Below are 25,327 nucleotides of genomic sequence, written 5' to 3'. Positions count from 1 at the left end.
GAAAAACAACCTATCATTATGGCAAACAAGAATACTGTTCAAGAAGCATTTCCCGTATTAGGAATGAGTTGCGCCTCTTGCGCCGCGCGGATAGATAAAACCCTCAATCATCAACCGGGGGTCAGTAAAGCTGCCGTCAACTATGCGTCGGGAGTGGCAACGGTGGAATATGACCGTTCGCAATGCACGCCCGAGACTTTGCAACAAGCAGTACAGGCGGCAGGATATGACTTGCTGATTAAGCAAGACGAGAACACACTCGATGAAGTGGAGCAAGTGCACAACAAGAAATACCGGGCGTTGAAGTTCCGCACTACCTGGGCTATCATCCTGTCCGTACCGATTGTGATTATCGGCATGTTCTTTATGAATATGCCGTATGCCAACCTCATTATGTGGATACTCTCCACCCCTGTCGTCTTCTGGCTGGGAAGAAGTTTCTTCGTCAGTGCCTGGAAGCAGCTGAAGCATGGCAGCGCCAATATGGATACGCTGGTAGCCAACAGTACCGGAATTGCCTATGTGTTCAGCCTGTTCAATATGCTTTTCCCCGACTTCTGGATGGCAAGAGGCATTCATCCGCATGTCTATTTTGAAGCGGCAAGTGTCATTATCGCCTTCATCCTCTTAGGACGTTTATTAGAGGAAAAAGCGAAAGGAAATACCTCCACTGCCATCAAGAAGCTAATGGGCTTGCAACCCAAGGCGGTGACAATGATTACTCCCTCAGGAGAAGAAGTAGAAATCCCGATTGAACAAATCCGTCCCGGAGACATCGTTCTGGTGAAACCGGGAGAGCGGATTGCGGTCGATGGCATTGTGACGGAAGGAACTTCGTATGTAGACGAGAGCATGTTGAGCGGCGAACCGGTAGCGGTAGCCAAACAAAAGGATGCTAAAGTATTTGCCGGAACCATTAACCAGAAAGGAAGTTTCCGGTTCAGTGCCGAGAAGGTCGGGACAGATACCCTATTGGCTAAAATCATCCACATGGTGCAGGATGCACAAGGCAGCAAAGCGCCCGTGCAGCAGTTGGTTGATAAGATTGCAGGGATTTTCGTGCCTGTCATTATCGGCATCGCCGTACTGTCTTTTATCGCATGGATGTTGCTGGACGGGCAGAATGGATTTACGCACGGACTGCTGGCATTGGTCACGGTACTTATCATCGCTTGCCCGTGTGCCCTGGGACTCGCCACTCCTACCGCCATCATGGTAGGCATTGGCAAAGGTGCTGAAAGGGGTATCCTGATAAAAGATGCCGAAAGCCTGGAGATTGCCAAGAAGATTGATACGGTGGTGCTGGACAAAACCGGAACAGTGACGGAAGGCAAACCGGTAGTCAGCGATTTAATCTGGACTACGCAGGCAGAAGATGCCCAAAATGTCTTTTACAGCTTGGAGAAGCTATCGGAACATCCGCTTGCCGAAGCAGTTATACGCTATTTCCGGAATGCCCAAAGTGTAAATATAGACAACTTTGAGAGCATCACCGGCAAAGGAGTCAAAGGTGAACAAAACGGAAAGACCTATTATGCCGGCAATCGCAAACTGTTGGACGAAAACCAGATTGCAGTAGAACAATCGCTCAGCGATGAAGCCGCCCGTCTGACGGCAGATGCCCAAACCGTCATCTGGTTTGCCGATGAGGAAAGAGCGTTAGCGATAGCAGGTATTACAGACCAAATCAAGAAAACTTCCGTGCAAGCCGTTAGTGAATTGCAGGCTTCCGGCATTCAAGTTTATATGCTGACGGGAGACAATGAAGCCACTGCCAGGGAGATAGCCGGCAAAGCAGGAATTGCCCACTACCAAGCAGGCGTATTGCCGCAAGATAAAGCAGCTTTTATCAGCCGGTTGCAGCAGGAAGGCAAAATAGTAGCCATGGTTGGCGACGGCATCAACGATAGTGCCGCCTTGGCACAAGCCGATTTAAGCATTGCCATGGGTGGTGGTAGTGATATCGCCATGGATGTAGCCAAGATGACTATCATTTCTTCCGACCTGACCAAGATACCGGAAGCGCTCAAACTTTCCAAGTTGACCGTGCGAACCATTCATCAAAACCTGTTCTGGGCATTTATCTACAACGTAATCGGCGTGCCCATCGCCGCCGGTGTACTCTACCCCATCAGCGGTTTCTTGCTGAACCCGATGATAGCAGGTGCTGCCATGGCATTCAGCAGTGTCAGTGTAGTAACCAACAGCTTGAGGCTGAAAAGAAAAAAGATACAAGTAACGGAAACTCCCATTGAAGAACATCAAGTTTCCGCCAATATCAATAAAGTAGAACCATTAAAAAAAGAAATCATGAAGAAAGAATTTAAAGTAGAAGGCATGTCATGCAACCACTGCCGCATGCGTGTAGAAAATGCGTTGAACACTATTGAAGGTGTACATGCCACAGTAACCCTTACCCCGCCCGCAGCCATCGTTGAGTTTTCAAAAGAAGAAAAGCCTTTGAGCAAGCTACAGGCTGTGGTAGCAGACAAGGCGGGAGACTATACACTCAAAGAATAGATAATACAAATTCAAGTCAACTTGATTGTATTGCCCCCAAATTCCATTATCTTTGTCGCTAAAGACAACAAACTTTAAAATTATGGCAACATACAAACGAATTTTATTGAAACTCAGCGGCGAAAGTCTGATGGGAGAAAAGCAATATGGCATTGACGAGAAGCGTCTTGCCGAATATGCTGCACAGATTAAGGAAATCCATGAATTGGGCGTACAAATAGGTATCGTCATCGGTGGCGGAAACATTTTCCGTGGGCTGAGCGGTGCCAATAAAGGGTTCGACCGTGTGAAAGGCGACCAGATGGGTATGCTGGCTACGGTAATCAACAGTCTGGCACTAAGTTCGGCATTGGTAGCTGCCGGTGTAAAAGCACGTGTGCTGACGGCTGTCCGCATGGAACCTATTGGCGAGTTCTACAATAAATGGAAAGCCATTGAGTGTATGGAAGCAGGCGAAGTAGTCATCATGTCCGCCGGAACAGGAAATCCATTCTTTACCACCGACACCGGTTCCAGTCTGCGAGGCATCGAGATTGAAGCCAACGTTATGCTGAAAGGTACCCGCGTTGACGGCATCTACACCGCCGACCCCGAAAAAGACCCGACTGCCACCAAGTTCCACGACATCACTTATGATGAGGTGCTGAAGCGCGGATTGAAAGTGATGGACCTCACAGCCACCTGCATGTGCAAGGAAAACAATCTGCCTATCATCGTGTTTGATATGGATACGGTAGGCAATCTGAAAAAGGTAATGCAAGGCGAAGAAATCGGTACACTGGTACACAATTGACAATTCAGCGTAGAGTACATAAAGTGATAACAAAATATTGGTAATAACGTTTTAAAGAAAAAAAAACTCTATGTCCTCTGTGTCCTCTGTAGTGAAATAATTATATTTGCAAAGTTTCAAATCAAGCAACTTCAAATTATAGAAATATGAAAGACGTAAAAGACATCTTAGACGAAGCGCAAGAGAGTATGGATATGGCAGTGATGTATCTGGAAGAGGCATTAGCTCATATTCGTGCAGGAAAAGCCGACGTCCGTTTGTTGGATGGTATCCGTGTGGATTCTTACGGTAGTATGGTACCTATCAATAACGTAGCGGCTGTTAATACTCCCGATGCACGCAGTATCGCTATCAAACCATGGGATAAAAGCATGTTCCGTGTTATTGAAAAAGCTATTATCGACTCTTCTTTGGGTATCATGCCTGAAAACAACGGTGAAATCATTCGTATCGGTATACCACCATTGACCGAGGAACGCCGTAGACAGCTTGCCAAACAGTGTAAAGCTGAAGGTGAAACGGCCAAAGTAAGCGTTCGCAACGCTCGTCGTGATGCAATCGATGCTTTGAAGAAAGCTGTAAAAGAAGGTCTTGCAGAAGATGCTCAAAAAGGCGGTGAAGAAAAGTTGCAGAAAATCCATGATAAATATATCAAGCAGATTGATGATATGTTAGCTGCAAAAGATAAGGAAATTATGACAGTATAATCTATTTATTGACAATTGACAATGAATAACTGATAACTCGTTTCCTCCTAAAAATAGGATATATTTGTGTCAAATTATTCATTGCCAATTGTCAATTATCAATTATGAATTAAATTGAGAGGACTTGTTATTAAAAACACAGGAAGTTGGTATTTGGTAAAGACCGACGAAGGAGCATACGTCGAGTGTAAGATCAAAGGAAACTTTCGTTTAAAAGGTATCCGAAGTACTAATCCGGTAGCTGTAGGTGATTATGTACAAATCATACTAAACCAAGAAGGCACAGCCTTTATCTGCGAAATAGAAGACCGGAAGAATTATATTATCCGCCGTTCCTCCAATTTATCCAAACAATCCCACATACTTGCCGCCAATCTTGACCAATGCATGTTAGTGGTAACAGTGAATTATCCAGAAACATCCACTATCTTCATCGACCGTTTTTTAGCTTCAGCCGAAGCTTATCGCATCCCCGTTAAAATTATATTTAATAAGGTGGATGTTTACGATGAAGATGAATTACGTTATTTAGACGGACTTACCAATCTTTATACTTACATCGGTTATCCCTGCTTCAAGATTTCCGCCAAGACAGGCGAAGGGATTGATAGTATTAAAGAAGAACTTCAAGAAAAAATAACCCTTTTCTCTGGACACTCTGGAGTGGGTAAATCAACTCTTATTAATGCCATCTTACCGGAACTTGACATCAAGACTGGTGAAATCTCTACATATCATAATAAAGGTATGCATACCACCACCTTTTCTGAAATGTTCCCTGTAACAGGTGACGGATATATCATTGACACTCCGGGTATTAAAGGTTTCGGCACATTTGATATGGAGGAAGAAGAAATAGGACACTACTTCCCCGAAATATTCAAAATTTCTGCCGATTGCCGCTATAATAATTGTACACACCGCCACGAACCGGGATGTGCCGTACGTGAAGCTGTAGAAAATCATTATATCAGCGAATCACGTTATACTTCCTATCTGAACATGCTGGAAGATAAGGAGGAAGGAAAATACAGGGCAGCGTATTGAAGATGATAAAATGACAAAGTGGCAAAGGTGATGGAATTTTTCATTTTTCTATCACTTTTTTTAACTCTTCCTTTTTTAAACCTTTTCGTACCTTTTCAGTCCAAAATCAAAGGTATAAATATATACTAATACTATATGAATAAAAAAGTAAAATGGGGCATCATCATTATTGTAGGTGCCAGTTTAATAGGAGGGGGAATTTATTCTCAACTTCCCAAAGAAAATGAGGAATTAACAGCTGCCGACAAAGTGATGACAAGTAGACCGAAAGGGAAACAGGTACTGAATGTCAACGCTAAAATAGTAAAACCACAGCTATTGAAAGACGAAATTCTAATCAGTGGTAGTTTATTACCTGATGAAGAGGTAGACTTATCTTTCGAAACATCCGGTAAGATTGTCGAAATCAATTTTGAAGAAGGGACTTTTGTCAAGAAAGGACAATTGTTAGCAAAAGTGAACGACCGTCCTTTACAGGCGCAATTACAACGATTGGTTTCTCAATTGAAATTAGCTGAAGATCGTGTATTCCGTCAAAATGCACTGCTAGAAAGAGATGCTGTCAGTAAAGAAGCTTATGAACAAGTAAAGACAGACCTCGCTACCTTGAACGCAGATATTGAATTAGTAAAAGCTAATATTCTACAAACAGAACTTCGCGCCCCATTCGACGGGGTGATTGGTTTACGCCAGGTCAGTGTGGGAACCTACGCTTCTCCTTCTACTATTGTGGCAAAACTTACTAAGATATCTCCTCTAAAGGTAGAATTCGCCGTACCCGAACGATATGCCAACGACGTAAAGACTGGCGCCGGACTAAACTTTACACTTGAAGGAAAGTTAAATGCTTTTTACGCTACAGTCTATGCCCGCGAGTCTAAAATAGACCCGACCACACATACATTGACCATTCGTGCTCTCTATCCCAATACCAATGGTAGTGTCCTGCCGGGGCGTTATGCCAGTATCAGATTGAACAAGGATGAGATAAAAGATGCGCTTGCCGTACCTTCCGAGGCCATTGTACCGGAAATGGGCAAAGACAAAGTATTCCTTTATAAATCGGGTAAGGCTCAACCAGTAGAGATAACAACCGGTATCCGTACCGAAGCCGAAGTACAAGTATTACAAGGCTTGCAGGTCGGAGATACCATTATCGTTTCAGGAACTCTCCAACTCCGTACGGGATTGCCGGTGACACTAGACGCCGTTAACTAAGAACGATCTATTATCAATTATCCATTATCAAAAAACATGAATATATCCGAACTTAGCATACGGCGCCCTGTACTATCCACTGTATTGACGCTAATCATCCTGCTCTTTGGTTTCATCGGGTACAATTACCTCGGTGTCCGAGAGTACCCCTCCGTAGATAATCCTATCATTTCGGTATCCTGTTCTTATCCAGGTGCCAATGCAGACGTTATCGAGAACCAGATTACAGAGCCATTGGAACAAAACATTAATGGCATTCCAGGTATCCGTTCACTCTCTAGTGTCAGTCAACAAGGTTCCTCACGTATCACGGTGGAGTTTGAACTTTCCGTTGACCTGGAAACGGCAGCTAATGACGTTCGCGACAAGGTTTCGCGTGCACAACGTTATTTGCCGCGTGACTGTGACCCTCCTACCGTATCCAAAGCTGACGCAGACGCCATGCCTATCCTGATGGTAGCTCTACAGAGTGATAAACGTTCTCTGCTGGAATTGAGCGAGATAGCAGACCTTACCGTAAAAGAACAGCTGCAAACAATCTCCGATGTCAGTAGTGTAAGTATTTGGGGAGAGAAGCGTTATTCCATGCGCCTTTGGCTCGATCCTATCAAGATGTCCGGTTATGGCATCACTCCTATCGATGTTAAGAATGCGGTAGACAAGGAAAACGTGGAACTTCCGTCCGGAAGTATCGAAGGAAATACCATTGAGCTTACCATCCGTACACTCGGGCTGATGCATACGGCAGAAGAGTTTAACAATCTTATTCTAAAAGAAGAGAATAACCGTATTGTCCGCTTCAGTGATATCGGCCGTGCCGAACTAGGACCTGCAGATATAAAAAGCTACATGAAAATGAATGGTGTACCGATGGTAGGTATCGTTGTTATTCCACAGCCGGGTGCCAATCATATCAAAATTGCCGATGCCGTGTACGCCCGTATGGAGAAAATGCAGAAAGACTTGCCTGAAGATGTGCACTATACATACGGTTTTGATAATACCAAGTTTATCCGTGCTTCCATCAATGAAGTAAAACAAACTGTATATGAAGCATTTGTACTCGTTATCATTATCATCTTCCTTTTCTTACGTGACTGGCGTGTTACACTAGTACCTTGTATCGTAATCCCCGTTTCGTTAATCGGAGCTTTTTTTGTAATGTATCTGGCAGGCTTTTCCATCAATGTGCTTTCCATGCTTGCCGTGGTACTTGCCGTAGGATTGGTGGTGGATGATGCCATTGTAATGACGGAAAATATCTATGTCCGTATTGAGAAAGGAATGCCCCCCAAAGAGGCAGGTATCGAAGGAGCCAAAGAAATCTTCTTTGCAGTTATTTCAACGACTATCACGTTGGTAGCGGTGTTCTTCCCCATTGTATTTATGGATGGTATGACAGGACGTCTGTTCCGTGAATTCAGTATCGTTGTTTCCGGTTCAGTAATTATTTCTTCATTCGCCGCATTGACTTTCACTCCGATGTTGGCTACCAAACTGTTAATAAAGAGAGATAAGCAAAGCTGGTTTTACCGTAAAACCGAACCATTCTTTGAAGGAATGAACCGTCTATATAGTCGGTCACTGGCAGCATTTTTGAATAAACGCTGGATCGCAATGCCTTTCATCTTGATAACGATTTTGATTATTGGTTTCCTTTGGAATTACATCCCTGCTGAAATGGCACCGTTGGAGGACCGTTCGCAAATCAGTATCAACACACGTGGGGCAGAAGGTGTGACATATGAATTTATTCGTGACTATACAGAAGATATCAACCAACTGGTTGACTCTATCATTCCGGATGCCAAAGCTGTAACTGCCCGCGTATCCAATGGCAGTGGAAATGTGCGTATTACTTTGGAAGATATGCAAGATCGTGACTATACACAGATGGAAGTTGCCGAGAAGCTATCAAAAGCAGTACGAAAGAAAACCGACGCACGTTCATTTGTACAGCAGTCCTCTTCTTTCGGTGGACGGCGTGGTGGAATGCCAGTGCAATATGTATTACAGGCTACCAATATCGAAAAGTTGCAAGAAGTATTGCCCAAATTCATGTCAAAGGTTTACGAAAATCCTGTTTTCCAAATGGCGGATGTCGATTTGAAGTTCAGTAAACCGGAAGCACGTATCAACATCAATCGTGATAAAGCAAGTATTATGGGGGTCAGTACTAAAAATATAGCGCAGACTTTACAGTATGGATTAAGTGGCCAGCGTATGGGATATTTCTACATGAATGGAAAACAATACGAAATATTAGGAGAAATCAACCGTCAGCAACGTAATAAGCCTTCTGATCTGAAAGGTATTTATATTCGTAGTGACAAAGGCGATATGGTACAACTTGACAATCTTATCGAATTGACAAACGGTATTGCTCCTCCGAAACTGTATCGATACAATCGTTTTGTCTCTGCCACCATATCTGCCGGACTTGCTGACGGTAAGACTATCGGCCAGGGCTTGGACGAAATGGACAAAATAGCAAAAGAAACATTGGACGAAAGTTTCCGTACTGCCCTCACCGGTGACTCTAAAGAGTATCGAGAAAGCTCCTCCAGTCTGATGTTTGCTTTCGTACTTGCCATCTTATTGATTTACCTTATTCTTGCCGCACAATTTGAGAGTTTCAAAGATCCGCTGATTATCATGTTGACAGTACCTCTCGCCATTGCAGGTGCTTTGGTCTTTATGTTTTTTGGAGATATCACAATGAATATATTCAGCCAAATCGGTATTATTATGTTGATTGGTCTGGTAGCAAAGAATGGTATCCTTATCGTGGAGTTTGCCAATCAAAAGCAAGAAGTGGGTGAAGATAAGATGCAAGCGATCAAAGATGCAGCCTTGCAACGTCTGCGTCCCATTCTGATGACGAGCGCTTCCACCGTATTAGGTTTGATACCGTTAGCATTTGCCACAGGCGAAGGTTGTAACCAACGTATTGCTATGGGTACTGCCGTTGTAGGTGGTATGGTAGTATCTACTTTGTTGACAATGTATATCGTTCCCGCCATTTACAGTTATATATCTACTAACCGAAGTAAACTAAAGAAAGTATGAAACGTACGATTTTATCAGTCATCGTCCTCCTCTGTATAACCTTTACACTTCAGGCACAGCCCGTACCTACCTATACTTTGAAGTCATGCCTTGAACTGGGACTTCAAAATAATTACTCTTTACGTATCACCCGTAATGAAGAACAGGTGAGTAAAAATAATGCCACTCTTGGAAATGCCGGATATCTACCTACTCTAGACCTCTCTGCCGGATATAAAGGGACATTAGACAATACTGACACAAAAGTGAGAGCTACTGGAGAAACAACCTCTGAAAATGGTGTCTTTGACCAAACATTCAATGCAGGTATCAATCTGAATTGGACAATTTTCGACGGTTTCAATATTACTACCAACTATCAGAAATTGAAAGAATTGGAACGGCAGGGAGAAACCAATACCCGCATTGCAATTGAAGACCTGATAGCCAACCTTACAGCCGAATACTATAACTATGTTCAGCAAAAAATCCGTTTAAAGAACTTCCGTTATGCAGTCTCTCTCTCCAAAGAACGTTTACGCATCGTAGAGGAACGTTATCATATCGGTAATTTCTCCCGTCTGGACTATCAGCAGGCCAAAGTAGACTTCAATGCCGACAGCGCCAAATATATGAAGCAACAAGAATTACTGCATACTTCACGTATTCAGCTGAATGAACTGATGGCGAACGAAGATGTAGACCAGCCCATCAATATTCAGGATAGTCTCATCAATGTACATGCCCAGCTCAATTTTGCAGAACTTTGGGATGCTACTTTGCAAACTAACTCTTCACTGCTGAAAGCCGAACAGAACAATAATTTGGCACGTTTAGATTATAAAAAAGTAAGTTCACGAGATTATCCGTACGTAAAAATGAACGGAGGTTATGGTTACACGCTCAACAAATATGATATTTCTGTAAACAGCCATCGCAGTAATCTCGGACTAAATTTTGGCCTGACCGTCGGTTTCAATCTATTTGACGGTAATCGTAAACGCGAACGCCGTAATGCCCGCATTGCCATCCAAAACGCACGGCTAGAACGGGAACAATTAGAACAAGCCTTACGTGCCGATCTCAGTAACTTATGGCAAGCTTATCAAAATAATCTCCAAATGCTAAATTTAGAACGTCAAAATCTTGTTGCCGCTAAAGAAAACCATGAGATTGCCATGGAACGTTATATGCTCGGTAATCTCTCAGGTATCGAAATGCGCGAGGCACAAAAAAGTTTGTTGGATGCGGAAGAACGTATCCTTTCGGCAGAATACGACACCAAGTTATGCGAGATATCACTGTTACAAATCAGCGGAAAGGTTACAAGTTATTTAGAATACTAAAGAGAATAATACCATGAAACGAACTTTTTTACTATATGTATTACTCGCTTGCCTGATAGGTATCCAAGCACAAGAAACAAGAACCTACCAAGAAAAGCAATCCTATAAAAACTGGGTAAAAATGGCTCCCAAATTGGAAGATTCTTTTTTCAAGACTCCCGAAGCCATACGTATAGCTGATAATGTATTGTTATATCAACAAACGACCGGTGGCTGGCCTAAGAATATCTTCATGCCAGCCGAACTTTCCAAAAAGGAACGTAAAAAAGTACTTGCCGCCAAAGGTAATATCAATGAGAGCACTATCGACAATAATGCCACCAGTACCGAAATTCGCTACCTCGCCCGTGTCTATCTCGCCACCAATATCGAAAAATATAAAGATGCTACTTTGGAAGGCATCCACTATATATTGAAATCACAGTATTCCAATGGTGGCTGGCCACAATTCTGGCCCCGCCCTACAGGTTACTATACACACATCACCTACAATGACAATGCCATGGTGAATGTGATGAATTTGCTACGCGAAGTCTACGAAAGAAAGCCCCCCTATACCTATGTTCCCGACAGTATTTGCGAAAAGGCACGTACCGCATTTGACAAAGGCGTGGAGTGTATCCTCAAAACCCAAGTAAAACAACATGGAAAGCTCACCGTATGGTGTGCACAACATGACGAACACACTCTAGCTCCCGCCAAAGCCCGAGCCTATGAATTACCTTCTCTAAGCGGTGCCGAGTCTGATAATATTGTTTTATTACTGATGTCCATTCCCAATCCCTCCTCTGAGATTATCACTGCAGTGGAGTCAGCAGTAGAATGGTTCAAGCAAAACAAGATTACAGGTATTATGCGCGAAACCTTCATCAATAGTGAAGGAAAAAAGGACTTTCGCATGGTTCCTTGCCCACAGGACGATTTCAATTGCCCCACGCTTTGGGCACGATTCTACACCTTAGAAGATAATCGGCCCTTCTTCTGTGATCGCGATGGCATCAAGAAATATGACATCTCCGAAATCGGTTATGAACGCCGTAACGGATACAGCTGGTACAACAGTGAAGGGCTGAAGGTATTAAAAAAGTACGAGCAATGGAAAAAAAAGTTATAAACTATCCCATTACCCACTTTGTACTCTTACCGAAACAACGATAGGCCATTGACACCAAAAACCATGATACACAGAATGCCACTACCGCTGCACAAGGGATTTGTAAACAGATCGGTACATGAATGACTCGCATCAGTACTACACTGGGACCAGTAAAGAAATAATGTATCATATAAACCCCAAAACCACAAAGGGTCAAATTAGCCAAGGCTTTCTTAACCTTTTCTGATTTTATATTCACCCGTTTGCAAAACATAAATATAGGAATTGTCATCATTACTACATTCAGAGAGCAATATGTGAAAAATAGCTCCAGCATCTCATCTGTATATTCCGGTAACGATGTAATATGGCGGAAGCCGAAGAACGTAACAGCATATCCAATTAAAAACATCGGAATACCTAATAACATCAATTTACTACCACTCCAATCGTGGTTCCGAAGATAATGTCCCAAAAACAGGTAACCATTGAAACCCGCAAAATAATAGAACATTCCAAAAGCATTCCACGAACAACTTCCCCACAAGTATTGAGCAATGAATTCATTATAATAAGGTAATAATAAAGTCCCCATGCAACAAGAAACCATAATTTAGCGCGTTCCGACGCTTTCTCCACCCATGCTGAAAATATGGGCAAATAAAGATAAAGCCCTATCAACAAATAGATGTACCACATATGAACAGCAAGAATGGAAAAATTAAAAGGTATTTGGGCAATATACTCCAAACTTACAGCAAACGACTGACGCATAACCTCTTCTCCCGAATAAGGGAAAAAATCAAGAATAACCCGGGGGTCTATGCCCAGCATCCCCGTTATCCACGGAAAAAGATTATAGATTACAGACCAGATAAGGAAAGGAAAGAATACGCGGGGAATACGTTTTCTGTAAAACACCGATGTTTCACCATGTACCGGAAGCAACAACGCACCAGTAATCATAACAAATAGAGGTACGCATGGACGAAGTATTGCACCATAAATTGCTCCCCAAAACTTAATGTTGGCAATGTCAGGTGAAGTCCCCGGATAGAAATTAAAAGGATCTGCACTGTGACAACAGACCACGGTAAACATAGCCACCAACCGGACTACATCTAGCCATACAATGTGTTGTCTTTGATTTTGTCGTGAAAGAGTTTGTTCCATACTATCAGATTAATTAATAATTAGTAATGCAAAGATAGAAAAAAGCCGTTTACGAAATATTCCGAAACGGCTTTTTAGCATCAGCTGTTAAAACAGCATAAATATACATTTATTTAGTGCAATTCCAAGGCTTCAATTGCTTGAAGAAGTCATTACCCTTATCATCTACCAGAATAAATGCAGGAAAATCTTCCACCTCAATCTTCCAGATAGCTTCCATACCCAATTCCGGATATTCCACACATTCAATACTCTTAATATTGTTCTGTGCTAAAATAGCGGCAGGTCCACCGATAGAACCAAGATAGAAACCACCATATTTCTTACATGCATCCGTAACTTGCTGGCTACGGTTACCTTTAGCAAGCATAATCATACTTCCACCGTGGCTCTGGAAGAGATCCACATAAGGATCCATACGTCCGGCAGTGGTCGGTCCCATAGAACCACAAGCCATACCTTGCGGAGTTTTGGCAGGACCAGCATAATAGATAGGATGATCTTTGATATATTGCGGCAAATCTTCACCACGGTCCAAACGCTCTTTCAGCTTAGCATGAGCAATATCACGACCTACAATAATGGTACCATTCAATGACAAACGGGTAGAAACCGGATATTTAGTCAATTCTTTCAGAATATCTTTCATCGGTTGGTTCAGGTTAATCTTAACAACATCACCCTCACCTGCCTTACGAAGTTCCTCCGGAATTAGTTCACCCGGATTACTATCCAGTTTCTCAATCCAAATACCTTCTTTATTGATTTTACATTTAATGTTACGGTCGGCAGAACAAGAAACGCCCAAACCTACCGGACAAGAAGCACCATGACGCGGCAAACGGATAATACGTATATCGTGAGCTAAGTACTTACCACCGAATTGTGCACCAAGACCAATCTTGTGAGCCTCCTCCAATACCTTCTTTTCCAGTTCAATGTCACGGAAAGCACGTCCGAATTCATTACCGGTAGTAGGCAGATTGTCATAGAAATGCGTAGATGCCAATTTCACAGTCAGCAAATTCTTTTCGGCAGAAGTACCTCCGATGACAAAAGCGATGTGATAAGGAGGACACGCAGCCGTACCCAACGTTTTCATCTTTTCTACGAGGAAAGGAACAAGTGTGCCTGGATTCAGGATAGCTTTTGTTTCCTGATAAAGATAAGTCTTATTGGCTGACCCCCCGCCTTTGGTTACACAAAGGAATTCATACTCCATACCTTCGGTAGCTTCAATATCAATCTGCGCCGGAAGGTTACACTTCGTATTAACTTCATCATACATAGTCAAAGGAGCATTCTGCGAATAACGCAGATTTTCTTCTGTATATGTTTTGTAAACACCCAGCGAAAGAGCCTCTTCGTCACAATAACCTGTCCATACTTGCTGTCCTTTTTCGCCGTGGATAATCGCAGTACCGGTATCTTGGCAGAAAGGAAGTACGCCTTTGGAGGCCACTTCTGCATTACGCAAGAAAGTCAACGCCACATACTTATCGTTATCGCTTGCTTCGGGGTCACTCAAAATTTTAGCAACCTGCTCGTTGTGAGAACGACGCAACATAAACGAAACGTCACGAAAAGCCGCATTAGCCATTGCAGTCAAACCTTCTTTCTCAATCTTCAAAATAGGATTTCCTTCAAACTCGCCTACTGACACATAGTCTTTCGTAAGCAGATAATACTCAGTCGTATCTTTCCCCTTTTCAAACATGGGTTGATACTTGAACGGAGGTGTTGTTGCCATAATTACTTGTTCATTTAATGTTTAAAAGTGATTCGTGTAGCAAAGGTAACAACTATTATTGAAATATTTCTTTAATTAGTCTGAAAACTTACCTTCTTCATTCGTCCTATCAACTCATCTCCAAGCTCTGTCTTTACCTCAATATGTTTCAAAACAGCCGTGACGAACGGATTACTTTCAAAATCGCCACGCACTTGTTCAAAATCCAGTTCTTTCTCTACTCGAGAACCATCGGCTCCGAAACCAGTCATAGAAGCCAAGGAAAATTCTTTCTTAGCATCCTCGTAAACCATACGATCAAGGCCAACAACAGATTCTTTCCATTTTTCTACAATATGAATAATGTCTTCAGAAGTTATATTTTCAGGATTGATACCGTAATATTCTTCCAGTTTCTCGTAAGCCCATGTCCATTCATAAGTATAATAGTTCCGGTGCATCCGTTCAAACTCGGCATTAATATACTTTAAACGATTTACCACACCTGTTTCAATACCCTCTATTAAAGCATCTATCTCACTTTTGGGAGCAATCAAACCGGATATATCGACCCATTCACCACTACCAATAGATGTGTCGGGTTTCAACCGGGCACGAATTTCATCATCGCTCAAGAAATTGATACCTTCCAAACGCTTGATAATGGAATTACCCAGGAATTTATGAATAGCAATTTCATAGAAACCAATACCTTTTACCAAAGCCGAGTTACGGATTTTCGCACTGTGAAAAGAGTAGATGTCAGAAAGTTCACCGGAAGCATGACGGAGATTTATCAAAGTCTCCCGCCCCTTAAACATCTTCTGTACGGTGTAAGGACTGAGAAGATTATAATTGATAAAATCCAATTTGTTAATATCGGTACGTTTGTCACGTTTCGGCCATTTCTGCGCATCACGGATCGTACCGACGCTACGTAAGTTGACACCTGGTACAAGATAAGTAGTATTATTCTGCTCTATCAGATAAGAAAAGGGGAGATTAGAAGTATCGGAATGGTTGACGTGACGTCCCATAACGAGAGAAAAGGCCCCTACCCTAGCAGGCCATAGGATATAAGAATCGGAAGTAGTCTTGGCACCACGTTCCAATGTACCCTGATGGATAGGACCAAGTTTATACATGTGATTACTCTGGTTAGACCCCGAACCTGCATTCATAAATGAGAACATACCGGCTATCAAAAGAGTAGATTTGTGATGCGTCACGGTATAAGGGCCAGCAAAGATAGCACATGCTTCACCGTTCTCTCCTTGGCAGTTACTGAAAAACAAAGAATCGGAAGCGGAATAGTTATGTCCCAATTTACAAGCTTGCCCCACAAAGCAACGACTCAACATCGCGCCATCATCTACATGCGAACCGGAGGAAATAATAAAATCATCGCAGATAACGCCATGACCGATATGCACAGGAGCGACCTCATTACTATTAATACTTCCGTTGTACAAACGGCACGTACCACAGATACGGCAATAATCACCAATACGCACATTCTTAATAGAACCAGTATTGAGTATCATTACATGATTACCGATAGAACCGACATCAGAAGCATGTTTGTTGGAATAAAAATCCGTAATTTCCTTCATCCGGGCAATGAGTTCAGGACGATGGCGATAAAGCGCCATGATATAAGCTTGGTGGGCAGATAACTTGTCATTGATGAGTACCTCACGTCCCCCTGTCTCGTTCAAAACAGAAACCTCTACTCCATTACCGAACTTGGAAAGACCGTCAACCAAAATAATATCTACATTCTCAATGAAAGTGTCATGTCCAATCTCATAGTTGGCAATATAGTTCTGGATGTTTTCAATACAGCAATTGTCACCTACCGTCACATTGTGAAGTGTGACATGTCGCAACCCGGAATGTTTCTTAATTCCTCCCGGCAAAGTAAAACTCGACTGAAAAACTCCTAAACGTACCTCCCCTGAGAAACGGGTATGATGTACAAATTCCGTTGTAAAACCTTCTGCAACGGTTACTTTCTCCCAATCGTCAGCCAAACACGACTGACTCTTTAACCGGAGCACTTCATCTTCGGTCAAGTTTCTGTAATTCATAATCCTTATCAGTTTTGAAAATTATTCCTCACCATCTTCGTAAGTCTGATAAAGAAAATCGTTATAAGGATACTTCTGTACGTGCAATTCTTTGACACGTTGATAAACCACACTCTTCAGCTCCTCCAGATTAATCTTTTCGCGGGCAGAAATAAAGAGACAATTGTCCTCCATTTTTGCCATCCACGTCTTCATCAGTTCTTCGAGTGTTAAGTTTTCTTTGGTTCTGGGGGTAAGGTCATCGACTGCTTTCTCTATATAAGTATAAGCATCTATCTTATTGAATACAAGCACCATGGGTTTACCGGATGCACCGATATCGGCCAATGTCTTGTTTACCACTTCTATCTGTTCTTCAAAATCAGGATGAGAAATATCAACAACATGCAATAACAAGTCGGCCTCACGTACCTCATCCAAAGTAGATTTAAAAGAATCTACCAGATCAGTTGGCAACTTACGGATAAAACCTACCGTATCGGACAACAAGAAAGGTAAATTCTCGATAATAACCTTGCGCACCGTAGTGTCCAACGTTGCAAACAACTTGTTTTCTGCAAAAACTTCGCTCTTGGAAAGCAAGGTCATCAAAGTGGATTTTCCCACATTGGTATATCCTACTAAAGCAACGCGAATCAGACGCCCACGATTTTTACGCTGGGTAGACTTCTGCTTGTCAATTTCAGCCAAACGTTCTTTCAGTAATGCCATACGGTTCAAGATGATACGACGGTCCATTTCCAACTGTGTCTCACCCGGACCACGCAAACCAACAGAACCTTTTCCTCCACCAGCACCAGAGCCACCACCCTGGCGTTCCAAGTGAGTCCACAGGCGTTGCAAACGGGGAAGCATATACTTATATTGTGCCAGCTCCACCTGCGTTTTAGCATTGGCAGTCTGTGCACGCATCGCAAAAATATCAAGAATAAGTGAAGTACGATCCAATATTTTGATTTTCAATTCCGCTTCAATGTTACGTATCTGTTTCGCCGATAGTTCATCATCGAAAATCACCATACCTACTTCACGCTCAGCTTCTTCTTCGTTATGGATATATTCTTTTATTTCTTCCAGCTTACCCTTACCGACATATGTCACAGAGTTTGCCTGATCTAACTTCTGAGTAAATTTTTTCACTACTTCCGCCCCGGCTGTCTCAGCCAAGAATGCCAGTTCGTCGAGATATTCGTTCGTCTTACGCTCATCTTGAGTCTTCGTGATAAGACCAACCAATACCGCAGTTTCAACCTGTGCCTCGGAAATTATAAATTCTTTCATTGCCATATTCTGTCCTTATACCTTATTATATAATCACACTCCGGCTCTGACCGGAACAATTGACATATAAATGGGAGTTTAGCTGGGCTAAATTATCATTTATATGGCGACAAATATAGTGAAAAAGAAAGCATAAATAAAAGGTTCCTACTAAAAATCCCCCTGTACTTCAGTACAGGGGGATTTTATATCCAATCGATATTCAATCAAACATTATCTTACTTATCTAGCGGAAATGAGATTTGTGCAGCAAACAACGTCATACTATTTGTAGGATTGGCATCTTCGGTTAAAGTAATATAACTCGGATTTTTTATATCGTCCGTAGTCAATGTAAACAAACGTGCACTACTGTAACCAAACGGTACCAAAGCATTGTACATACCTTCATTATGATACCATACCCCATTACCTTCACCGGTCAGAGCACATTGTAATGCTATCTGGTTATCGCCAACCAATTGGTAGTTAAAATGCAGCACACCACCATAGCCACTACTGATAAAGTTAAAACCAAATGTACCTGTTTCAGAGAGCATAGTACCCATAAAAGCATATTGCAGAACCTCGCCTAATCCATCTTCCATTTCTTTCACCTTATCAAAATAAGGTTTGGCATATTCACCCAACTGGCTGTAAGCGATAAACCAATCACCTTCTACAAACAATTCATTTACCGTAGGTGGTATTTTAATCATAGTAACACCAGAAGTAGAAGAAGTGAAAGCATCAGTCGATACATCATAAATCAAATCTGCAAATTCAGTACCATTCACAGTTATGGGAGCATAGAATTTCATACCAGTAGGGGTCACAATATAAGATACCTTTTGCGATACCGTTTCATCATTCACCTCATAGCTCAATGACAAAGTACGTTGTGATCTGCGTACAAATATCTCCATACCATCTACCGTCATCGTGAACTTATTGCTGAACATAGCTATTTCCACCGTTTGGATTTCTGTAATATAATCTTCCCAGTTACCACTAACCGGAGTCATCACAGCTACATTACCACTCTTCTTACCTTTCAATACCACTTTTTCTTGAGTAGCTTCCAGTATCAAGAAGTCATAGTCACCTTCCATTCCATATCCGGGACCTCCCAACCCCGATGGATCGTCAGGATCAGAATAAAAATGAAAAATTTCATTGTAAGTATCAAAAGAAAGCATTACGCCTGCACTCTGCTTCACAGAATAGAGACTGGTAGCCACATCGGTTGCCTCATAAACATCACTCGATACGCTAACCTTACCATTTTTTTCAAATTTCACCAATGTATTGTAACCGCCATACTTTTGCTGCATTTCAGGATAATACTCCATCAGCCATCCGTTTTCGGCTCCGGTCAATATATCCGTATAAGCTTTGATTGTCGCATCGGCACGGTCGGCAGATGAAGAGTCAAACAAATCTTCTTCCTCGTGAGTACATGCAGACGCCATCATGACCGCAACCAAACAAAATAGATAGTATATTTTCTTCATAATCGTATCCATTAATTAAGTGTTGATAAATCCATGTCCAAGACCTCTTGTGAACGACGCTGTACTACGGTACGAAGCTCATCCAAATCAATCTCCCATGTAGTTTTCATGTAATCTTTCACAATAGCCAGCTTTTGATCTATGATCTCACGTCCATAATCGTTTGCCAAGCTAACCAACGCATCCCAATATTCCGCCGTATGAGTAACATAAATAGAAATGAACTCTACAAAATCTTCTTGTGGTTCAGAACTACCGTAAGAAGAAATAAATCCCATATTAAGTGCGGCAGGAGAAATCTTTCCCAACTGTGGGTGTACCACTTCTTCTACATTCACCCAACTCCCAGCCTGATAGTTACTGGCGGATATAGTACCGAAATCGGTAGAATATTCCTTAGTTTGATGCAGAATATGTGCAAACTCATGGTGCATAGTCTTGAAATACCAATAATTCAGTTCATCAATGTCTATATTGTCCAAATCAATGGCATTTACATTATAAAGTGTAATCTTAAGACCACCTTCTGCTGTACCCAATACAACTTCTCCTTTACTGTTATAAGCCGGTGAACCTATCAACTGTATTATTTTAGGGCAATAAGTACGAATAAAATGTGGTCCTGCCAGTTCTTCGTAAGCATCAAGCCACAAGAACTTCACCATCTTAGCCAGTGCTACTGATTTATCATAATCGGCAGGGACAAGATTATACCCCATATCCGTTTCTTTATCTTCCAGATGATACTTGAAATTGATATTGAAAGGTCCGGCATAGTTATTGAGCAACCATGAATCAAACTCATTCTGAACTCCGGTATCTTCCGTATCAAAGATACTGTTCGAATTCAAGTCATCTTCACTACACGCTCCTAACATAAGAGCAGTGAGTAACATAAATATCCATTTTATTTTTTTCATATTCGTTTCGTTTATAAAAGTCATTTATTACGTGGATTCGCTTCAAGTCCTGCACTTATCACATCAGCCGGTAATTGGAAGGCACGACGTGGATCATCAGCTTTCAAAACATCATTTACCTGTCCTTCGCGATTATGCGAAATTTCTATGCGATAACGCTTGATATCCTGCCAACGTAGTCCTTCATGTATAGTCTCGATACGACGTAAATGCAAAATACATTGTATCATTTCTTTCTGATCACCTTCAGCCAGCGTAAAGCCGATAGGATTTATCTCCTTCTTAATGGTACGTTCGCTATTGTCAAGTGGCATACACTTGATGGCCTTATAGAAATTCACGATTTCTTCCGTAGTCACTTGTAAAGGAGCATCACCGGGAGCCGGTTGATTAGGATCGGCAAACATACGAGTATGTGTAGAAAGCCATGAATTGATATCCGCAGTAGCCTCATTAAGCATTCCCTTCAGCGCATAAGCCTCAGCGCGGCAAAGCAAAGTTTCATCTGCGCTGAATGCTAAAATAACATTCTTACGATAACCAATTCCATTTACCTTATCAGTATAGAAGAAATAGCCACCCACTTTACCTACCGCAAATTTTTGGTCCATACCCCACACATTTTTAAAGGGTAACAACTGATAATGGTTTCCCCACATACCTATAGCTCGACCGGTTTCCGTCATGCAAAGATCTTTAGAATGACCATATCGAGTACCTATATCATAAGGTCCTCCCCAATATCCCCAAGAAGAGGTCACCGGAAGAAGTAACAAATTAGCAGGATCACTGGCATTGATATAAGCATCCACACGGTTATCCCAGTTAGGAGTACCGCTTTCTATCACAATACTATACCAGTTTTTCAACATTTTTTGCGGAACTGTACCCAATACTACATTGGCATATTTTATCACATTATCCAGATTTTTGTAGTACAGATTAAAACGTGCAGCAAATGAATAAGCAGCCTTTTTATTAAAATGATATTTAGGAACCTTATAAATTCCATCATTTACCAATGGAAGTGCCTCTTCTATATCTTTATTTATTTTGGCATAGAGCTCTTTCATATTACCCCTCTGATAGGCAGGAGCTACTTCTGTCTCAGGTTTATCAGAATAAGGTATTCCCAGATCCTGTTCGGCTGTTTCAGGATTATAAGGTAGGCAAAAAAGATTTGCTAACGCAAAATGTCCGTAAGCGCGACACATCAAAGCTTCACCGCGTTGTGCTTGCAAACTGGCCGGATTTCCCATCTCTTCAATTGCAGCCAAAGCCTGATTGGCAGATGCAATAGCATTATAACATGCATCCCAATAACTTTTGGGAGAATCATTACCGGTACTTGTAATATTTTTCCATAAATAGGCCTCTTCCTGTGCCTTATCTTCTATAGAATATCTGGAACCGTTATCCACGGCATTATCCGATGCCATTTCCGCCAACACCACATCCGTATTACCCGGATAGGCAGACACCAACAAACTGGTAATTTTACTTTCAGTGTTCACTTCGGCCCGATTGTCAGGCATCGTATCCAGAAAATCGGCACACGAAGCCAATGTTATAGCAGAGCCAATCAATATATATAGTAAACTGTTCTTTTTCATATCCTTCATATATTATTGTATTTTAAATGCCTAATCTTACAGTAAGTGTAAATTGTCTGGGGACAGGAGCAGCCACACCGCCGGTATTATAAAATTCCGGATCCTGACCGTTCAACTTATCATCAGCATAAATCAGGAAAAGATTTGTTGCCTGCAATTTCAGTGAAAGATCACTCACTTTCAGAGGTTTCAACCAATTTTTCGGGAAATCGTATGATAATGAGATTTCCTTCATACGGATAAAATCACCTTTTGCTACACGAGCGGTAGAATAATTGTAAGCATTATAGGCATAACGCAGATAATTATCATTGTTATTCATGCGTTTATCGGCAATGACCGGAATATTCGTAGTATTTTCATCACCGGCAACGGTCCAACGATTTTTAAATTCCTTGGGCATTGCATCAAGGTCGGAATAGCGATTACTAAACACAGGATCCAGACGGATAACATTACCAAACGAATAAGTCATAAATACATTCAGTTTAAAATTCTTATAACTGAATACATTACCGAAACTACCGGTAATTGTAGGGTCTGTCGGTCCTTCATAAACCAAGTGCCCCTTATTGTCACGTTCTTGGAAGTCAATATCACTTACGGTCAGTTCACCTTTTTCGTTAATAAAAGTAGGTAATCCTTCTTCATTCAACCCTTGAAAATCCATAGAGAAAAGTGAGCGTACCGGATATCCCGCCATAGTAAAACCAGTACCGGTAATCATATCGATAACACGTGCTGTAGATTCAAGATCAGTCACCTCATTCTTAGTTTTCGAGAAAATGAAGTCTGTATTCCACTTAAAATCTTTCGTTACGATATTACGGGTAGAAAGAGTCAATTCTACACCATGTGACTTCATACTAGCTACATTGGCATACTTCATGATCTGTCCACCTACTCCCATAGTATTAATAACACCTATCAAATCGTAATTATTACGTTTATACCAGTCAGCAGAAAGATTGATACGGTTATTCAAAAATCCTATTTCAGCACCAATATTCAATTCGTGTTTCTTTTCGTAAGTAAGTTCGCTATTCTCAAGATCATATATTTGCAACCCGGACTCATTAACACTAGTAAAAGGACGCCAAGGATTATAACTTTGAATTACAACTCTGGAATTAGTTACACTGGCAGGTCCCCGGTCAGCAGTTAGTGAATAAGAAGCCTTTAAAGTCAAATTAGACAATGCCGGGGTAAGGCTTTCAAAGAACTTTTCTTCGTGCATGTTCCATGCTGCAGACACGTTCCATGTAGGAAGCCAACGTGCGGAACGGCTCTTTCCTAACTTATTGGTTCCTTCGTAACGTACTGTACCATTCAACGTATACCTCCCTTGATATGAGTAAGTAGCAGTACCGAAAAATGACGCTGAACGGGTACGAGTCTCATCTACCGTATAATACTGTGAGTTTTCCTCATTACCTTGCTTGAAATACAAATAATCATAGGCAGGAAGCATACCCATCTCATACTGCATACCTACACCGTTGAACCAAGTTTTTTTACGGTCTACGGCATTGATTTCCATACCTCCGAAGAAATTGAAGATATGATCATCATTAAACACATCGTTATAGCTAGCTGTCGCACGGAAATCATAACTATTCATAGAATACTTTGTTTCACGGTAGAAGCCCCCGACCGGCAATACACTTACAGGTAGAGAGTTTACATTATCCGGGTCTGTATATAACCACGGGTTAGCATCTCTCATAGTCGCATCATCCATAGCACGGAATGCCCAGGCTTGATTGGAATAATCTTTGATTTCATGACTTTGTGTAGTAGTTGAATATTTATAAGCACCCAATGCTGCAAGTTCCAATTTTCTAAAAGGTTTCCACTTTAATTCACCCTGAAATTTCAAGTCCACTACATCCAAACTCATATTGTTATTCTCCAACTCATTAAGAATATTGAAAGGAGCATAATTACGAACATAATATTCATTGGCATCTAACGCACGCGATGTATTCAGAGCATAAGAGTAAGGATTAATATCAAAATCACGTCTCACTTCACCAGAAACCACATCCAAACTTTGGCTTAAAGTACCAGGAGCCTTTTGCTTACGATATGAACCGTTACCAATCAAATTCAAAGACAAATGTCTGGAGATATTATATAATGCATTGATATTTGCAGTATAACGACTTACTTCACTTTGTTTATACCAGCCCGGATCGTTCATCACACTTAATGAAGTGTAATAAGAAGCCTTATCCGTACCGGAAGACATGCTTATAGCATGATTTTGAGAAACAGAATTATTAAACAATACATCAAACCAATCAGTATTTCTATATTCAGCAGCCTGTAGGTAGGCGTTACGTGCAGCAACCGTATTCGCCAAAGCATATTTTCCAGTTATGGGATCATATGTGTTGAGTAAGTGATACATTTTACCATATACACCACTATCTGATGCACGATAAGTTTCCGCCAAATTTAAATATCCTCCTCTTTCCATTTCGCGATAGACACTCATCTGTTCCTGCGAATTCATAATGTTGTAATTGCGATAGCTAGGTTTCATACGGAGAGAAAATTCACCCGTATAGCTTATTTTATTACTACCTGCCTTACCCTTTTTAGTAGTAACTACAATCACACCCGCCATAGCACGTGCACCATAAATAGATGTAGCAGAACCGTCCTTCAAAATTTGAAAGCTTTCGATATCATCAGCATTTAAACCGGCAATGGCAGAAGAAATTAATGTTTCAGCATCACCTGAAGACAATGCATCGGCATCTACTTCAGTAACATCTTCCATAATAACTCCGTCTACAACCCATAGTGGTTTAGAACTACCATATATAGAAGTAGCACCACGTACACGGATTTTGGGAGCTGTACCAAATGTTCCGGACACATTCTGCACGGATACACCGGCTGCACGACCTTCCAATGCACGACTGATTTCAGCGATACCGTCCAGCTTTACATTATCAGCAGCCAATTTGGTAGCAGCTCCGGTGAACAATCTCTTGTCCATCTTTTGCATACCAGTGACAACAACCTCATCAAGTACTTCACTATCAGCCTTTAAAGTAACTTTCACATGAGGTTTTATTGCTACTTCCAGTGTCTGCATACCAACATACGAAACACGCAAAGTCTTCGCAGAACTGTAAGGTGTGTATATTGCTGGCTATTAACTTATTATGAATATGGAAAGAACTTGTTATTTATATTTACATATCCACTACAAACCATTATACGGTAGGTGTAAATTATT

17 protein-coding genes are annotated in these 25,327 nt (G+C 41.6%); 8 read left to right on the top strand and 9 right to left on the bottom strand.

Features of this window, described 5'->3' with window-relative positions:
- Positions 1-18: 18 nt before the first annotated feature.
- From C1A09_RS11475 to pelA, 8 genes are all read left to right on the top strand, one after another.
- The gene (locus C1A09_RS11475; RefSeq protein WP_101544303.1) at positions 19-2,520 is read left to right on the top strand and encodes a heavy metal translocating P-type ATPase; all 2,502 of its coding nucleotides are present in this window, start codon (positions 19-21) and stop codon (positions 2,518-2,520) included.
- A gap of 82 nt (positions 2,521-2,602) precedes the next feature.
- The gene (gene pyrH / locus C1A09_RS11470; RefSeq protein WP_101544301.1) at positions 2,603-3,313 is read left to right on the top strand and encodes a UMP kinase; all 711 of its coding nucleotides are present in this window, start codon (positions 2,603-2,605) and stop codon (positions 3,311-3,313) included.
- A 146-nt stretch (positions 3,314-3,459) separates the two neighbouring features.
- A complete protein-coding gene (frr, locus tag C1A09_RS11465) occupies positions 3,460-4,020 on the top strand; it encodes a ribosome recycling factor (RefSeq protein WP_101544299.1) in 561 nt (186 codons plus the stop codon).
- Positions 4,021-4,134: 114 nt separating this feature from the next.
- Positions 4,135-5,067 carry a ribosome small subunit-dependent GTPase A gene (rsgA, locus tag C1A09_RS11460; protein WP_101544297.1) on the top strand — a complete coding sequence of 311 codons (933 nt, stop codon included), beginning with the start codon at positions 4,135-4,137 and terminating at the stop codon, positions 5,065-5,067.
- A gap of 135 nt (positions 5,068-5,202) precedes the next feature.
- Complete coding sequence (locus tag C1A09_RS11455) at positions 5,203-6,285, top strand: efflux RND transporter periplasmic adaptor subunit (protein ID WP_101544295.1); 1,083 nt, start codon at positions 5,203-5,205, stop codon at positions 6,283-6,285.
- 36 nt (positions 6,286-6,321) lie between these two features.
- Positions 6,322-9,354, top strand: a complete 3,033-nt coding sequence (locus C1A09_RS11450) for an efflux RND transporter permease subunit (protein ID WP_101544293.1) — start codon at positions 6,322-6,324, stop codon at positions 9,352-9,354.
- A complete protein-coding gene (locus C1A09_RS11445) occupies positions 9,351-10,679 on the top strand; it encodes a TolC family protein (RefSeq protein ID WP_101544291.1) in 1,329 nt (442 codons plus the stop codon). The genes C1A09_RS11450 and C1A09_RS11445 overlap by 4 nt, the downstream gene beginning before the upstream one ends.
- Positions 10,680-10,692: 13 nt before the next feature.
- The gene (gene pelA, locus C1A09_RS11440; protein ID WP_101544289.1) at positions 10,693-11,793 is read left to right on the top strand and encodes a pectate lyase; all 1,101 of its coding nucleotides are present in this window, start codon (positions 10,693-10,695) and stop codon (positions 11,791-11,793) included.
- Between the two features lies 1 nt (position 11,794).
- Here the strand turns inward: pelA and C1A09_RS16760 are convergent, their stop codons facing one another.
- The 9 genes from C1A09_RS16760 to C1A09_RS11400 all read right to left on the bottom strand — a co-directional run bounded on the left by C1A09_RS16760 (position 11,795) and on the right by C1A09_RS11400 (position 25,234).
- The gene (locus C1A09_RS16760; RefSeq protein WP_370738740.1) at positions 11,795-12,187 is read right to left on the bottom strand and encodes an acyltransferase family protein; all 393 of its coding nucleotides are present in this window, start codon (positions 12,185-12,187) and stop codon (positions 11,795-11,797) included.
- Between the two features lie 17 nt (positions 12,188-12,204).
- A complete protein-coding gene (locus C1A09_RS16755; protein WP_370738739.1) occupies positions 12,205-12,948 on the bottom strand; it encodes an acyltransferase in 744 nt (247 codons plus the stop codon).
- 109 nt (positions 12,949-13,057) lie between these two features.
- Positions 13,058-14,698 (bottom strand): fumarate hydratase, encoded by a 1,641-nt coding sequence (locus C1A09_RS11430; RefSeq protein WP_101544286.1) that lies wholly within the window; start codon positions 14,696-14,698, stop codon positions 13,058-13,060.
- A 71-nt stretch (positions 14,699-14,769) separates the two neighbouring features.
- Positions 14,770-16,767, bottom strand: a complete 1,998-nt coding sequence (locus tag C1A09_RS11425) for a DUF4954 family protein (RefSeq protein WP_101544283.1) — start codon at positions 16,765-16,767, stop codon at positions 14,770-14,772.
- 21 nt (positions 16,768-16,788) lie between these two features.
- Positions 16,789-18,048, bottom strand: a complete 1,260-nt coding sequence (hflX, locus tag C1A09_RS11420; RefSeq protein WP_101544784.1) for a GTPase HflX — start codon at positions 18,046-18,048, stop codon at positions 16,789-16,791.
- A gap of 218 nt (positions 18,049-18,266) precedes the next feature.
- Positions 18,267-19,541 (bottom strand): DUF4302 domain-containing protein, encoded by a 1,275-nt coding sequence (locus C1A09_RS11415; RefSeq protein WP_158557812.1) that lies wholly within the window; start codon positions 19,539-19,541, stop codon positions 18,267-18,269.
- Positions 19,542-19,552: 11 nt separating this feature from the next.
- Entirely contained in the window at positions 19,553-20,461 is a 909-nt protein-coding gene (locus tag C1A09_RS11410) for a zinc-binding metallopeptidase (RefSeq protein WP_101544280.1), read from the bottom strand.
- 20 nt (positions 20,462-20,481) lie between these two features.
- Positions 20,482-22,074 carry a RagB/SusD family nutrient uptake outer membrane protein gene (locus C1A09_RS11405; protein WP_101544781.1) on the bottom strand — a complete coding sequence of 531 codons (1,593 nt, stop codon included), beginning with the start codon at positions 22,072-22,074 and terminating at the stop codon, positions 20,482-20,484.
- Positions 22,075-22,096: 22 nt separating this feature from the next.
- Entirely contained in the window at positions 22,097-25,234 is a 3,138-nt protein-coding gene (locus tag C1A09_RS11400) for a SusC/RagA family TonB-linked outer membrane protein (RefSeq protein ID WP_281258241.1), read from the bottom strand.
- Positions 25,235-25,327 lie beyond the last annotated feature (93 nt).

Origin of the sequence: Bacteroides cutis (assembly GCF_900241005.1) — a bacterium.
Lineage (GTDB): Bacteria > Bacteroidota > Bacteroidia > Bacteroidales > Bacteroidaceae > Bacteroides > Bacteroides cutis.
This window is presented reverse-complemented; position numbering and strand designations above follow the sequence as displayed.